Origin of the sequence: Streptacidiphilus sp. BW17 (genome assembly GCF_041262485.1) — a bacterium.
GTDB lineage: Bacteria > Actinomycetota > Actinomycetes > Streptomycetales > Streptomycetaceae > Streptacidiphilus.
Genome location: NZ_JBGCCR010000053.1, coordinates 15,918 through 30,337, shown reverse-complemented (window position 1 = coordinate 30,337; position 14,420 = coordinate 15,918). Strand labels below are relative to the sequence as shown.

Sequence of the window (14,420 nt, the reverse complement as noted above, 5' to 3'; positions counted from 1 at the left end):
CAGTGTTCATATCGAATACATTACACGACATATATGCCGTGACATAAGTTATCTGGGTCACACTTGAATCCGCTCCGTGCGCTCGTCCGCCTCTCGGCGCGGCGCGGCCGGTCGAGAGGGTCAGGAGTCCCGGGCCAGTCAGGTGGAGTGGCCGCCGACAGCAGGTTCACTCCTCGCCGACTCGTCCTCGGCGGCGTGGGGGTCGCCGAGCGGGGGCATTCCGGGGGCTGGCGCCCGCCGTTCGCCGGCACGGGTGGGCCGCCTCGCGGGGCGGGGAGCACGGGGGTCTAATCGAAGGCGTTCCGACTGGCCACGATCGTGAGGATCCCCCGATGCGCAGCGTCCGCCCGCTTGCTCTGCCCTTGGCCTGATGGGGGCTCTGACGCTCGCCGTCAGCACGTGCACCGGTCTGATACTGGGCGACCGGCGCACCCCGGACAGAGCTGCTCCCCCCGCGCTTGCGCTGGCCCTTGCGGAGTCGGCCTACTCCTCCCGGCGACCACCTGTCTTCCGAGCTATTCCGGCAGTTCGGCGTCCCGCTACGGCCCCGTCGGCCCGGTGTTCGTGGTGGTCTCAAGCCGGTTCGTCGTCATGCTCGTTGTTGTCGCGGGCGCCTTCGGCCGCGAGGTCGTCATCGAACGCGCCCGCATCTGGCGGGGACACACACCGCCCAAGGGGGAGGAACGCCAATTGTGGAGCAATCTTCGCGGCCAGGCACGGCTCCGCTGGGACCTGCTCCGCGAGCGCGTCCAGCCGCGCCGGCCACCACGACAGAAGTCCCAGTCCCATGAGTCGGCGGAGAGAGGCTGTCCATGAACGACGCCGTGATCGGGAACCTCCCGGAGATCCGCGAGGGCCTGGCCGAGCTCTACCGGCACCTGCACCAGCATCCCGAACTGTCCCTGCAGGAGACACGTACGGCCGCACTGCTCGCCCGGCGTCTGCGGGACGCTGGATTCGACGACGTCACCGAGTGCGTGAGCGGGACCGGTGTGGTGGGCGTGCTGCGCAACGGCGAGGGCCCGGTGGTGATGCTCCGCGCCGACATCGATGCCCTGCCCGTCGAGGAGAAGACCGGCCTGCCCTACGCGAGCAGCACCCGCGCCATCGACCAGGACGGCCGCGACGTCCCCGTGATGCACGCGTGCGGGCACGACATGCACGCGACCTGCCTCGCCGGCGCAGCGACCCTGCTCGCGCGGTCACGCGACCAGTGGCGCGGTACGCTGCTGGTCGTCTTCCAGCCCGCCGAGGAGTTCGCCGTCGGCGCGCGCGGGATGGTCGACGACGGGCTGTTCGACCGCTTCCCGCGGCCACAGATCGTGCTCGGCCAGCACGTCGCGCCCCTGCCGGCCGGCTTCATCGGCTACGGCACCGGGCCGGTGATGGCGGCCTCGGACTCACTGGCCATCACCCTGCACGGCCGCGGAGGGCACGGCTCGCGCCCGGAGTCGACCGTCGACCCCGTGCTCATGGCGGCCCATCTCGTCACCCGCCTGCAGGGGATCGTCGCCCGCGAGGTACCCCCGGCGGAGTCCGCCGTGGTCACTGTCGGGCGCCTCCAGGCCGGCACGAAAGACAACATCATCCCCGACCGCGCCGAACTCGGCGTCAATATCCGCACCTACACGGAGCAGACACGCAAGCTCGTCCGCTCCGCGATCGAGCGCATCGCCCGCGCCGAATCCGCGGCGTCGGCCGCCGTGGCCGAACCGGACCTGTCCTGGTCCGTGTCCGTCCCCGCATTGGTGAGCGATCCGGAGGCGACCAGGACCACGATCGCCGCTTTCACCGAGCACTTCGGCGCCGCACGCGTCCTGACGATGCCGCAGGTGAACGCGAGCGAGGACGTCGGAGTGTTCGGCGCCGCGATCGAGGTGCCGACGGTCTTCTGGTTCTGGGGAGGCCTGGACGCCGAGCCCACCCTCGCCGCCCTCCAGGAGGGCCGCCTCGACGAGCTGCCGGGCAACCACTCCCCGTTCTTCGCCCCGGTCGTCGAACCCACCCTGACCACCGGTGTCGAAGCGCTCACCATCGCCGCCCTGACCTGGCTCGGAACCCCCTGAGCAGCGTCTCGCCTTCAGTGCGTCGGCGACGCCGAGCCCCGGCGCCACGGCACCATGCAAGGGCGCCTGGTCGTGTTCGGCCTGTACGCCGGGTTCAGTCATCGGTGCCCGCCGCATGCGGGTCAGGCGAAGGGACAGTTCTCACCTCTCGCAGAAGCCCCAGCACTCGAGGGCGCGGGAGTCCGTGGAACACCTGCTTGGTGTGCCAGGCGCGGTGTCGAGGGTCGACGCGCCTCGTGCCTGCCTGGGGGCCGAGGAGCGACCTGCCGGCAAGGTCGATCACCTGGCGCCCAGCCGGGCTCCGCGCCACGAAGTGCTGCGAGACCATGACGGTGTCGTCGTCCGTGAGTCCGAGGACGCCCTTGTCGAAGAGCTTGTGGTGCAGCGAGCAGAGGCACAGGCCGTTGTCGACCTCGTCCGGGCCGTCGAATGCCCACCAGCGCACGTGTGCTGCTTCGAGCCCGACCGGGACCGTGCCGATGCGGCCGTCGTAGCCGCAGAAAGCGCACTGGTACTCGTATGCGGTCAGGACGAGTTCGCGCATCCTGGCGTCGCGTTGCCGGGATCGGGCCGGGCCGGGCAGGGTGGCTGTCTCGGTTGGTTCCAGTTCGAGGCCGACGGCCTGGCACAGGTCGTCGTGCAGGGACGGCGGGAAGTGAAGGTCGAGGAGGATCCGTGCCATACGTCCGAGCAAGGACGGGTCGCGGCGCAGCGAGACTCGCAGATCTTCGGCGAGCCGGCCCGTGGCGCCCGAGGTTCGGAGTTCCCGGACGCCGGTGCCGGGGCTTCCGGGACCCCGGGTGGTGTGCACTTCCCAGACGCCATCGCTGACCAGGTGGTGGAACGGGTACGCCGGGGTGGTCCGGCGGCTCGGGCCGTATTCGACCAGGAGGTTCGCCAGCGCCGACTCGACCGTGCTGTAGGACAGTTCGGCGTCGGGGTCCTGCTGGAACCGAGCCAGGGCGAAGAGCAGGAGCAGCGGCTTGTGCGGGGCACGGACTCCGCCCGCGCTCCACTGACGCAGCCGTGCGGTTCGCTCAAGCCAGTCCATGGGCCACGATCGTAGGGGTTCACGCGGATCAGGACGTGGCACTTGTACGGACCGTACGCCCGACCACCGGACAGATCGCCCGGCACGAGGAGTCCGGCGTCGAGTCTGCAAGTGCCCTGACCGGGGGCGGACTTGTCCGGAGCATCACCGCGATCCACGACCGTCGTGACCGGGGCACATGCTCCCTCTCGCGGTGGGGGCTCAGCGCACATGCCGTGTGCGCTGCGGGACGATTGCCGGCACTGCCGGCTGCTTACTGTGGAAGCGCCACTCCGGGGCCGGATTGCGCGCAGGTCGACCAGGTGGGCGCCTGAGAATCAGGTCGTGGCCCAGGCTTCAGCACGCCAGCCTGGCAGTTCCTTGTCCAGCCACTCCTCGACGGTCCTCCGCCGAGGATCCGAGGGATCGCTGTCGGCGACATCGGCCCAGGCGTCCTCCGCCATATCGGGGCGGATGATCAGGCTGTCGAGATAGGCGTCGAACTCGTCAGCCACCTTCGTGAATACATGGTTGCCCAGATACCCAGGGTGGGAAATGGCGTGGATGAACGCATGGAGCTGGCCATGAGTGGCCGGGTTCAGGTCCAGGAAGAGAGTGTCGCTGCCGCCGTTGCGGGCGATGGGCAAGAGACCGGTCAGAGAGACGTTCTCGGCGAGCCACCCGACGCGACTCCGCCGGTACTCGCCCAGGCTAATGCCACCCGCTGGCGTCGAAGGGACGAGCGAGTAGTCCCGCGCGGTCCGAAGCGCGGGACTCTCTCCGTTGACGTCCACTGCTTGGCGGACTATGCGAGCAGCTGCCCCATGTTCATGTTCATCTTGAGCTGGGCGAACGGAGTCCGGGTGACGTCGTGCGCGATCGTCCCCAGGTTCCGTCCCGACGTCCGGTTCCACCCCGCCGGCCCTGCCCAGCCCGCGACCCGGGGCCGCGACCAGGCGCTGGCTTGGTACGACGACCGCCACGCCCGTGGCATCCGCACCCAGGTCGAGGAGACCTTCACCTACCCGACGCCGTCGTCCTGGACCTGCGGATCACCGACCCGAACGATCCCGCCGCAGCGCCCACCCTGGTGTACCGCCTCTTCCGTCTTGCCGGTGACCATGTCACCCACATCCGCGACTTCACTGAGCGTCCCCACGCTCTGACCGCCGCCGACCGCCCCGGACCACGCCCCAACTGAAACCCCGCACACCAGTCGCCGCGCTCACACAGGCCGCTCCTGCCGCTGGCGCTTCAGATGGTCGATGAGCACAGACACATGGCTGCGCTCCGGGTCCTTCACGGCGGTAACCAGGGTGACCGTGCAGGTGCGGGCCAGGTCGAGCAAGTGGCTGACCGCCGCCGCGTGGTCGGGCCCGGCCAGTTCCGCCCGGTAGCGGACCCGGAAGGTGTCGAAGTCCACCTGGCCTGCGTGGTAGGCGGCACGCAGCCCGCCCGACGGCGTGACGTCCTTGAGCCATTCGTCCACCGCCGCCCGTTCCTTCGACAGCCCGCGCGGCCACAGCCGGTCGACCAGCACCCGCAGCCCGTCAGCGGGCTCGGGCGGGTCGTAGACACGGCGCACACGGAACCCGGGGTCGGACTGCATGATGTGCCTCCTCGATCGCTGCGCTGTCCCAGTCCACACCCGTGGACACCCTCTGGCGACCGGCCCGTTACCACCCGCCGCCTGCGTGTGCGCTCCCATGAGTGCGAGCGCACCCCGCTTGCTTGCCGCCACCGCTTACCCTGGTCGAGCGCGCCGCTGACGCAGGTGCAGACTTCCCCCGGCAAGCGGGGGCAGGGCTTGCGAAGGACCGACGAAGACGGCGCCAGGATGAAGTCAGAAGGAGAGACGATGGACTCCAGGAGCACGGTGCGTCTGCTGGCAGAACTGGCCGAGTGCGTCGCCGGGGCTTCGCCTGGGCAGCGCGGCGCGCTTTGGCGGCTCTCCGAGCCCGCACGGCAACTGGACGCGAACCTGATCCGGCTCCCGGCCGGTGCCGATGTGGGTGAGCACCAGGAGAACGACCTGGACGTGATGCTGCTCGTCGTCGCGGGCAGTGGGGCCTTGCTGGACGTGGAGCGGGAGCTGCCGCTGGGTGTCGGTTCGCTCGCATGGTTGCCGAGTGGGGCCGGGCGCGGTCTGCGTGCCGGGTCCGACGGGCTGGTCTACCTCACTGTTCACCGACGGCGTCCCGGCCTGGTGGTCCAGGGCATCCGGGAGGCCGAGCCGATGGAGGAGGCCGGTGAGGCCGCCTGCTGGCTGCATCTGATCTGCCCCGGCTGCGGCGCGGTCCCCGACGGAGCCTCCCCGGCTTACTGCAGCCGCTGCGGTGAGCGGCTGCCGACGGACTGACAGGCCCGGGTGCCACCGCTGCCCGGTGAACCGGGCGGGAGGTACCGGTTGTCAGTAGACGTCACGGACGTAGCGCCGGTCGGTGGCCAGCTGTCGGACGTACGCCTCGGCCTGCTCCTCGTCGAGGCCGCCGTGGGTGACCGCGATGTCGCGCAGGGTCCGGTCGACGTCTTTGGCCATGCGGGTGGCGTCACCGCAGACATAAAGGTGCGCGCCGTTGTTCAGCCAGCCCCACAGCCGGTGGCCGTGTTCGCGCATCCGGTCCTGGACGTAGATCTTGGCTCGTTGGTCGCGGGAGAAGGCGAGGTCGAGTCGGTCGAGGTGGCCCGAGCGGTGGAAGGCGGTGAGTTCCTCGCGGTAGTAGAAGTCGGTCGCCTGTCGTTGTTCGCCGAAGAACAGCCAGTTGGGACCGGTGTCCCCACGGGCCTGACGTTCCTCCAGGAAGCCGAGGAAGGGCGCTACTCCGGTGCCGGGGCCGACCATCACCATGGGTGCCCTGGGGTCGGTGGGCGGTCGGAAGTGCGGGGAACGCTGGACGAAGACGGGGACGGGGCCGTTATCGGCGTCGTCCGCGAGGTAGGCGGAGCATACTCCGGTGCGCGGGACGCTGCGGTCGTTGCTGTAGCGGACGACCGAGACGGTGATCCGTAGCTGGTCGGGGTGGGCCAGCGGGCTGGAGGAGATGGAGTACAGCCGCGGCTGTAGTGGCTTGAGCACTGCAGCCCATTCGGCGGCGGTGGCCCGGAGTGGGTGGGCGGCGATGACGTCGATTGCCTGGCGTCGCCAACTCCATTTGGCCAGTTCGCCCTTGTTGTCCGGACGCAGCAGTTGCTTGAGATCCCGGTCCGCGGTGCGTTCTGCCACGAAGCGGAGCAGGTCGGGGGTGATCCGGGCGATCTCCAGACGGGTGCGCAGGGCCTCGCCGAGGGGGACCTGGCCCAGGTTGGCGAGCGGGACGGGTTCGGTGGGGTCGAGTTCGGTGGCGGTCAACCACTGCGTCACCAGCTCGGCGGAGTTGGCGGGCCAGACGCCCAGGGCGTCGCCGGTCTGGTAGGTGAGCTGGCCGCGGTCGCCGCCGTGGATGTCGAAGGTGAACTGGCGGACCTCCTTGGCCGATCCGGGGAGGTTGAGCAGCCGGTTGCCGACCAGCAGTGCGGCGAAGGGGGATGCCTTCGAGTACCCGGTCTCGTGCTTGGGCGTGGCCGCTGCCGGGCGGACTCCGGCAGGGACCGCTGTCGCTGGCTGGGTGGCGGTACTGGTGCCGGCCAGTGCGGTCAGGACCTGGTCCAGCCACTGGTCGGTGGCCTGCTGGTAGTCGGGTTCGCAGTCGGTGCGCGGGGTCAGCCGGGTGGCGCCCAGTTCGTGCAGGCGTTGGTCGATGCGGCGACCGTGGGCGCAGAAGTCGTCGTAGCTGGAGTCGCCGAGGGCCAGCACGGCGTACCGCAGGCCGCTCAACTGGGCCCGGGTGTCGTCGCTGCTGCTGAGGGTCTGCCAGAAGGCGGTTCCGTTGTCGGGGGCCTCGCCGTCGCCGAAGGTGCTGGTGATGACCAGGACGACGGCGTCGGGCGACAGCGCCTCCGGGGTGCAGTCGTCCATGCTGAGCTGGCGGGGGAGCCAGCCGGCCTCGGACAGCCGACGGACGCTGGCGGCTGCGGCGTCCTCGGCGTTGCCCGTCTGCGACGCCCACAGCACCACCACCTCCTGGTGCTGGGGCCGGGACTGTGGCTGCGGGTCGGTAGCGGACGCCGGGAATGAGTCGGCCGGCGGTGGCGCGGCTGGGTTCGCCTCGGTGCGTGAGAACATGCCGGCCAGCAGGCCGTTGACCCACCGGGCCCGGTCCGGCGCGAGCGGAGCCAGCGCCGGGAGCACCGGCACGGCGGTGGTCGCTGTGCCGCCGGGACGCTGCCCGCCGTCGAGGCCGGTGAGGCCGGTGAGGAACCCGGACAGGTAGAGCCGTTCCTCGGTGGGGAAGACGGGCGCTGCGCCCGGGTCCACCCCCAGCAGCCTGCCCAGCGCGGTGACCAGGTCGCTGCTCCGCTCGCCCCCAGCCGGAGCCGGAGCACCAGTGGCGGGCGCGGTCGACGTCACCTTGCTCGACACCTTGGTCAACGTCACGGCGCAGAACTTGAATTCGGGTTCGTAGGAGATCGGGTCGACGGCGTCGTTGGTGACCGCGTTCAGGCTGAGGTACTCGCCGAAGAGGTCGTTCCAGTGGAACGGCGCGAAGCAGTTGCCCGGCCGGACCCGGTCGGTGACCACGGCGGGCAGCACGGCCCTGCCGCGCCGCGAGCAGACCTCGACCTGATCACCCTCGGCGATGCCCGACCGCAGCGCGTCGTCCGGGTGGATCTCCACGAAGGGGCCGGGGTTGAGCTTGTTGAGCCTGGCGACCTTCCCGGTCTTGGTCAGCGTGTGCCACTGATGTTGCAGCCGCCCGGTGTTGAGCACATAGGGGAACGCGTCGTCGGGGAGTTCGGCGGGGGGTAGGTGTGGGCGGGCGAAGAACACCCCGCGCCCACTGGCGGTGGCGAAGGCCAGCCGGGGCCGGCTGCCGTCGGCACGCTCGACCAGCGTCTGGTGGGTGCCGTCGTTGAGGTAGCGGATCGGGTTGCGGTCGCTGCCGTCGGTCGTGGCGCTGGGCCACTGCACCGGGGCGTCCCGCAGCCGCTGGTAGGTCACGCCGCGCAGGTCGTAGCCGGTCTTCGGGTTCCACGCCCGTTTGATCTCCTCGAAGACCTCTTCGGCGCAGCTGTAGTCGAACGCGTCCGCGAAGCCCATCTCGCTGGCGATCCTGGCGATGAGCTGCCAGTCCGGCAGCGCCTGGCCGGGCGGGTCCACGGCTTGTCGCAGCAGGGTGAGGTTGCGTTCGGAGTTGACCATCACGCCTTCGGCCTCGGCCCACAGCGTGGCCGGGAGCACCACGTCGGCGTAGGCGTTGGTCTCGGTCTGGGCGAAGACGTCCTGGGTGATCACGAACTCGGCGGCCTCAAGGGCGGCGATGACGGTCTTGCGGTTGGCGACCGAGGCCACCGGGTTGGTGCAGATGATCCAGCAGGCCTTGATCTCGCCCTCGGCCATCCGTGAGAACAGGTCGACGGTTCCCTGACCGGCCTCGGCCCGCAGGGTGCCGGGCGGCAGGCCCCACAGCTGCTCGGTGAACTCGCGGTCCTGCGCGACCAGGGTCGAGCGCTGCCCCGGCAGCCCGGGTCCCATGTAGCCCATCTCGCGACCGCCCATCGCGTTGGGCTGGCCGGTCAGCGAGAACGGGCCGCTGCCCGGGCGGCAGATCGCGCCGGTGGCCAGGTGCAGATTGCACAGCGCGTTGGTGTTCCAGGTCCCGTGCGTGCTCTGGTTCAGGCCCATGGTCCAGCAGCTCATCCACTCGGCTGCCGCGCCGATCCACTGCGCGGCGAGGCGGATGTCGGCCTCGGGGATGCCGGTGATCTCGGCGACGCGCTGCGGCGGGTAGTCCTCCAGGAATTCGGGCATGGCCTCCCAGCCCTCGGTGAACTCGGCGATGAACGCCGTGTCGGTGCGGCCGTCCTGTACCAGCAGGTGCAGCAGTCCGTTCAGCAGGGCGAGGTCGGTGCCGGGCCGGATCTGCAGGAAGAGGTCGGCCTTGGCGGCGGTGGCGCTGCGCCGGGGGTCGACCACGATCAGTTTGGCGCCTGCCTTGACCCGCTCCATCATCCGCAGGAACAGGATGGGGTGGCAGTCGGCCATGTTGGCGCCGATGACGAAGAAGACGTCCGCGTGTTCGAAGTCCTGGTACGAGCCCGGTGGTCCGTCGGCGCCCAGCGAGAGTTTGTAGCCGCTGCCCGCGCTGGCCATGCACAGCCGGGAGTTGGACTCGATCTGGCTGGTACCGACGAAGCCCTTGGCCAGTTTGTTGGCGAGGTACTGCGCCTCCAGTGTCATCTGGCCGGAGACGTAGAACGCCAGCGCGTCGGGCCCGTGGGCGTCGATGATCTGCCGAAGTCGGCGCGCGGTCGCGGTGATCGCCGCGTTGAGGTCGGCGGCCTCGGGCTCCGCGCCCCGTTCGCTCCGCACCAGCGCGGTGGTCAGCCGGTCGTCGGCGGTGAGTAGGTCGGCGCTGGTCGTGCCCTTGGTACAGAGGCGTCCGAAGTTCGCCGGGTGGGACTTGTCGCCGGAGGCCCTGGTCGCTGTGCGCCGACCGGTGGACGGGTCGGTACTGACGTCGAGGACCATCCCGCAGCCCACTCCGCAGTAGGAGCAGACGGTCTTCACCGCACTGGTGGCGGCCTGGGGAGCCGATGCCGTCACAAAATGCCCCTTCCACATCACGTGGGTCAGTGCTTCGCACCGCACCCTAGGAACCGTCCATTGCGCCCGGGTCACGCGAGCCTGACGCCGGTCGTTACGTCCGGCTCACCAGTCCGCCGTCGGCGCGTGATCCGCCCAACGGCCGTCCCCGCAGCGCGTCGGCCGAGCCAGGTCAGGGGGTGTCGCCCAGCCGGTAGCCGCGTTTGAGGACGGTGCGGACCAGTCCGGCGTGCGGACCCAGGACTGTCCGCAGTCGGGCGACCGCGGCCTCGACCGCGTGTTCGTCAGCACTGCTGCCCACCCATACCCGTTGCAGCAGTTCGGCCCGGCTGAGCACATGTCCGGGCCGGTCGGACAGGGCCCGCAGAAGCGCGCTCTGGGTCGGGGACAGCCACAGGTACTCCCCGGCGACCAGGAGAGCATTGCCCTGGAGCACCAACCGGCTCTCCCCCAAACGCAGTTCGCGATTTCCGGTCGGCAGCGTCTCGACGATGGTGCGCACCAGTGAGCCGAGCCTGCCGCGGTCGGGGCAGGTGGACGCGATGCCGTGTTCCTCCAGCGGCCTGGCACAGACCGGCCCGACACAGACCGGCAGCACGCCGCCGCCCGTCGCGCCCACCCGCAGCGCGGTCACCACCTCGGCGTGCAGGTCCAGCGTCCGGGCGGCGTCGAGGAACCCGGTGATGGCCGGGGCGCTGGTGAAGGCGATGGCCTGGACCTCCCGGCGCACGGTCTGCTCGACCAGACGCCGCACCGCGGCCGGGTCCTCGGGCGGTCCCCAGCGGTAGACCGGCACCACGATCACTTCCGCGCCGCGTTCGCGCAGCGCGGCGGCGAACCCGTCCAGCGGTGCGCCGTGCTCCTGCACGGCGATCCGCCGTTCGTGCAGATTGCGGGCGAGCAGCCAGGTGAGCAGTTCTTCGTTGGCCTCGCTTTGCGGTGAGAAGGTCTCGCCCAGGCCGCTGGCCCGCACCGCGCCGGTCGCCTTGGGTCCGCGGCTGAGCACCACAGCGTCCCGGCAGGCCTCGGCCAGACGTCGTCCCAGGCCCCAGCCGTCGGCGGCGCTCATCCAGCCGCGCCAGCCCACCCCGGTGGTGGCCACGACGTAGTCCAGCGGGGCCACCAGGCAGCGCTCGGTGGCGCGGCGTAGCGCGCTGTCGTCGTCGAGCGGCACGATCCGCACCGTCGGCGCCTCCACCACCCGCGCGCCGCGGCGTTTGAGCAGCGCGGAGAGCTCGTCGCGGCGGCGCGCGGCGGTCACCCCGACCGTGAACCCTGTCAGCGGACCCGTGAGCGACCCCTCCGGCGGAGCCGCCGAGCCGGGGCGCGCGGGCGGGCCGGTGTCGGGCATGTGACCAGTTGCCATGAGCTGAAGGCTCCGGCAGCGGCGTTTCACCCCGATTGCGTGGTGGTCACGGCGTCGTTAGCGCACCGCCGCCAGGAGTACGGGAGATGTCGTCCGGGTCACCCTCAGCGGGACATCGAGTGAGACACCCGTACCGCGGTGGCAACACGGGCGACCCGGACCGGAAACCCGCCCCCTCGACGCTCAGGGCATGGCTCGTACTCCCGCCCCGCCCAGGACCCGCCCGGCTGCGCCTGAACCCCGGTCCCTGCCGACCATCGAAGGAGCCCGTCCGTGACACCTCAGCATCTGGTCCTGGTGGGACACGGCATGGTCGGCCAAGGCTTCCTGGAATCGCTGGCCGAGCACAGTCCGGCCACCGCGTGGCGGATCACCGTGCTGGCCGAGGAGCCACGCCCCGCCTACGACCGGGTGCACCTGACCTCCTGGTTCTCCGGCACCAGCGCCGAACAACTCACGCTGTGCCCGCCCGAGTTCCTGGACCAGCTCCGCCGCGCTGGGCACAGCATCGAGCTGTGCCTGGGGGACCCGGCGGTCACCGTCGACCGCGCCGCCCGCACCGTCACCGCCCGCTCCGGCCGCACCTTCCCCTATGACGCCCTGGTCCTGGCCACCGGCTCCTATCCGTTCGTCCCGCCCATCCCCGGGCACGACGCACCGGGCTGCCACGTGTACCGCACCATCGAGGACCTGGAGGCCATCCGCGACCACGCCACCGACGCCGGTGTCGGCGTCGTGGTCGGCGGCGGGCTGCTCGGGCTGGAGGCGGCGGGCGCGCTGCGGACGCTGGGCCTGCGGACCCATGTGGTGGAGTTTGCCCCGCGGCTGATGGCCCTGCAGATCGACCACGGCGGCGGCGAGGTGCTGCGCCGCAAAATCGAGCAACTGGACGTCACTGTTCACACTGGAGCCGCGACGCAGCGAGTCGACACCGACGCGGACGGCCATGTCCGCACCATGACGCTCTCCGACGGTACCGTCTTGGACGTCGACCTGGTGGTCTTCTCCGCCGGGGTGCGCCCCCGCGACCAGCTCGCCCGTGACTGCGGCCTGCCGGTCGGCGAACGCGGCGGCATCGTCGTCGATGAGCAGTGCCGCACCGCCGACCCGCGGATCTGGGCGATCGGTGAGTGCGCGCTGGCCGCGGACGGCCGGGTCTACGGCCTGGTCGCCCCCGGCTACGCGATGGCCGAGGCCGCCGCCCGCCACTTGGCCGGCGCCCCCGGCAGTTTCACCGGCGCCGACACCTCCACCAAGCTCAAGCTGTTGGGCGTGGAGGTGGCCAGCTTCGGCGACGCCCACGGCGCCGCCGAGGGCGCGGTGGACGTGGTCTACAGCAGCAGCCGCACGGGGGTCTACCGCAAGCTGGTGATCGACCCGCAGGGCCGACTGCTCGGCGGGGTCCTGGTCGGTGACACCGAGTCCTACGCCACCCTGCGGCCACTGGCCATCAGCGGAGCGCCGCTGCCTGCCCCGCCCGAGCAACTCGTCCTGCCGGCAGCGCTCGGCGCGCCCGTCGGGCCGCTCACCCTGCCCGACGACGCCGTGGTCTGCTCCTGCCACAACGTAGACAAAGGCACTATCGCCGCCGCCGTCCGCGACGGCGGCTGCGACACCCTGCTGCAGGTCAAGAAGTGCACCAAGGCCGGTACCGGCTGCGGCAGCTGCATCAAGCTGGTCGAAGGCATCCTCAAGGAAGAGCTGGAGGCCTCCGGGGCCGAGGTCGCCCACGGCCTGTGCGAGCACTTCGCCCACACCCGCGCCGAGCTCTACGAGATCGTCCGGGTCAAGGGCATCAACAGCTTCACGCGGCTGCTGGAGGAGCACGGCACCGGTGAGGGCTGCGAGATCTGCAAGCCCGCGGCCGCCTCCATCCTGGCCAGCCTGGACCAGGGCCACATCCTGGACGGCGAACAGGCCACGCTCCAGGACACCAACGACCACCACCTCGCCAACCTGCAGCGCAACGGCTCCTACTCGGTCGTGCCGCGCATCCCGGGCGGCGAGATCACCCCGGACGGCCTGATCACCATCGGTGAGATCGCCCGCGACTTCGGCCTCTACACCAAGATCACCGGCGGCCAGCGGATCGACCTCTTCGGGGCCCGGGTCGACCAGCTCCCCCTGATCTGGCGGCGCCTGGTGGACGCGGGCTTCGAGTCCGGACACGCCTACGGAAAGGCTCTACGCACGGTCAAATCCTGCGTCGGCCAGACCTGGTGCCGCTACGGAGTGCAGGACTCCGTCGCACTCGCCATCGAACTCGAACTGCGCTACCGGGGTCTGCGCGCCCCACACAAGATCAAGTCAGCGGTCTCCGGCTGCGCACGGGAATGCGCGGAAGCACAGAGCAAGGACTTCGGGGTCATCGCCACCGCCGAGGGCTGGAACCTCTACCTCGGCGGAAACGGCGGAATGACCCCGCGCCACGCCGACCTGTTCGCCAAGGACCTGGACCACGACACCCTGATCCGCACCATCGACCGGTACCTGATGTTCTACATCCGCACTGCCGACCGCCTGGAGCGCACCGCCCCCTGGCTGGACCGCCTCGAAGGCGGCCTGGACCACCTGCGCGCCGTCCTGCTCGACGACTCACTCGGCATCTGCGCCGACCTCGACGACCTGATGGCCCGCCACGTCGCCACCTACCAGGACGAATGGGCAGCCACCCTGGCCGACCCGGAGCGCCTGCGCCGCTTCGTCTCCTTCACCAACGCCCCCGGCACCCCCGACCCCACCGTGCGCTTCGTCCCTGAGCGCGACCAGATCCGCCCCGCTCGCCCCGACGAGGACGGCCACACCCTGCCGGTGGCGTCCGTGCCCCTGATCGCCGGCCCTTCCCTGGAGGTACGTACCCGATGACGTTGACACTCACCGAACAGCCCACCGTTCAGCAGCCCGTCGACCAGTCCACCCAGCGTCCCTCCCACCAGCAGTCGCTGACATCCCAGGTCGAGATCCACGACGGCAGGAACTGGACCCGGGTGTGCGCTCTGGCCGATCTGACGCCCGGACGCGGCACAGCCCTGCTGGTCGACGGACAACAGGTGGCCGCCTTCCGCGACCGCGCAGGACAGCTCTACGCCCTGGACAACCGCGACCCCTTCAGCGGCGCCTACGTCCTGGCCCGCGGCCTGCTCGGCACCCGCGGCCCGGTGCCGGTCCTGATCTCCCCGATGTACAAGCAGGCGTTCGACCTGCGCGACGGCACCTGCCTGGACGAGGAAACCGCACCGGACGGCAACAGCAGCCACCTGCGGACCTGGCCGATCCGACTGCAACCCTGAACCCTGACGCCACCTCAGCCCAGCT

Annotated in this window: 9 protein-coding genes; 4 read left to right on the top strand and 5 right to left on the bottom strand. The window is 70.6% G+C overall.

Translation table 11 applies throughout. The annotated features are described in order from the left end of the window. Positions 1 to 812: 812 nt before the first annotated feature. Positions 813 to 2,066, top strand: a complete 1,254-nt coding sequence (locus tag ABH940_RS35405; protein ID WP_370062245.1) for an amidohydrolase — start codon at positions 813 to 815, stop codon at positions 2,064 to 2,066. Between the two features lie 94 nt (positions 2,067 to 2,160). On the opposite strand, the gene ABH940_RS35400 is transcribed toward ABH940_RS35405, so the two are convergent. From ABH940_RS35400 to ABH940_RS35390, 3 genes are all read right to left on the bottom strand, one after another. After that, positions 2,161 to 3,117 (bottom strand): phosphorothioated DNA-binding restriction endonuclease, encoded by a 957-nt coding sequence (locus tag ABH940_RS35400; protein WP_370062247.1) that lies wholly within the window; start codon positions 3,115 to 3,117, stop codon positions 2,161 to 2,163. Between the two features lie 317 nt (positions 3,118 to 3,434). Then, on the bottom strand, positions 3,435 to 3,890 hold the full coding sequence (locus tag ABH940_RS35395; protein WP_370062249.1) for a hypothetical protein: 456 nt from the start codon (positions 3,888 to 3,890) through the stop codon (positions 3,435 to 3,437). Positions 3,891 to 4,321: 431 nt separating this feature from the next. Further along, positions 4,322 to 4,705, bottom strand: a complete 384-nt coding sequence (locus tag ABH940_RS35390; protein WP_370062253.1) for a DUF488 domain-containing protein — start codon at positions 4,703 to 4,705, stop codon at positions 4,322 to 4,324. A gap of 249 nt (positions 4,706 to 4,954) precedes the next feature. Here ABH940_RS35390 and ABH940_RS35385 point away from each other — a divergent pair, with 249 nt between their 5' ends. Then, positions 4,955 to 5,455, top strand: coding sequence for a cupin domain-containing protein (locus ABH940_RS35385; RefSeq protein WP_370062255.1), 501 nt, complete (start codon positions 4,955 to 4,957; stop codon positions 5,453 to 5,455). Positions 5,456 to 5,506: 51 nt separating this feature from the next. Here ABH940_RS35385 and ABH940_RS35380 read toward each other — a convergent pair whose 3' ends face one another. Both ABH940_RS35380 and ABH940_RS35375 read right to left on the bottom strand, forming a co-directional pair. Beyond that, entirely contained in the window at positions 5,507 to 9,757 is a 4,251-nt protein-coding gene (locus tag ABH940_RS35380) for a molybdopterin-dependent oxidoreductase (RefSeq protein WP_370107149.1), read from the bottom strand. A gap of 154 nt (positions 9,758 to 9,911) precedes the next feature. Next, entirely contained in the window at positions 9,912 to 11,105 is a 1,194-nt protein-coding gene (locus tag ABH940_RS35375; protein WP_370062259.1) for a uroporphyrinogen-III synthase, read from the bottom strand. Positions 11,106 to 11,378: 273 nt separating this feature from the next. Here ABH940_RS35375 and nirB point away from each other — a divergent pair, with 273 nt between their 5' ends. Together nirB and nirD are read left to right on the top strand one after the other, a co-directional pair. Beyond that, positions 11,379 to 13,970 carry a nitrite reductase large subunit NirB gene (nirB, locus tag ABH940_RS35370; protein WP_370062261.1) on the top strand — a complete coding sequence of 864 codons (2,592 nt, stop codon included), beginning with the start codon at positions 11,379 to 11,381 and terminating at the stop codon, positions 13,968 to 13,970. After that, the gene (gene nirD / locus ABH940_RS35365; RefSeq protein ID WP_370062263.1) at positions 13,967 to 14,395 is read left to right on the top strand and encodes a nitrite reductase small subunit NirD; all 429 of its coding nucleotides are present in this window, start codon (positions 13,967 to 13,969) and stop codon (positions 14,393 to 14,395) included. The genes nirB and nirD overlap by 4 nt, the downstream gene beginning before the upstream one ends. The last annotated feature ends 25 nt before the right edge of the window (positions 14,396 to 14,420 follow it).

What these genes read in the sequence shown, in the direction of transcription:
- ABH940_RS35405 (WP_370062245.1), top strand. Translation starts at nt 813, where the DNA reads ATGAACGACGCCGTGATCGGGAACCTCCCGGAGATCCGCGAGGGCCTG.
- ABH940_RS35400 (WP_370062247.1), bottom strand. Translation starts at nt 3,117, where the DNA reads ATGGACTGGCTTGAGCGAACCGCACGGCTGCGTCAGTGGAGCGCGGGC.
- ABH940_RS35390 (WP_370062253.1), bottom strand. Translation starts at nt 4,705, where the DNA reads ATGCAGTCCGACCCCGGGTTCCGTGTGCGCCGTGTCTACGACCCGCCC.
- ABH940_RS35385 (WP_370062255.1), top strand. Translation starts at nt 4,955, where the DNA reads ATGGACTCCAGGAGCACGGTGCGTCTGCTGGCAGAACTGGCCGAGTGC.
- ABH940_RS35380 (WP_370107149.1), bottom strand. Translation starts at nt 9,757, where the DNA reads ATGTGGAAGGGGCATTTTGTGACGGCATCGGCTCCCCAGGCCGCCACC.
- ABH940_RS35375 (WP_370062259.1), bottom strand. Translation starts at nt 11,105, where the DNA reads ATGGCAACTGGTCACATGCCCGACACCGGCCCGCCCGCGCGCCCCGGC.
- nirD (WP_370062263.1), top strand. Translation starts at nt 13,967, where the DNA reads ATGACGTTGACACTCACCGAACAGCCCACCGTTCAGCAGCCCGTCGAC.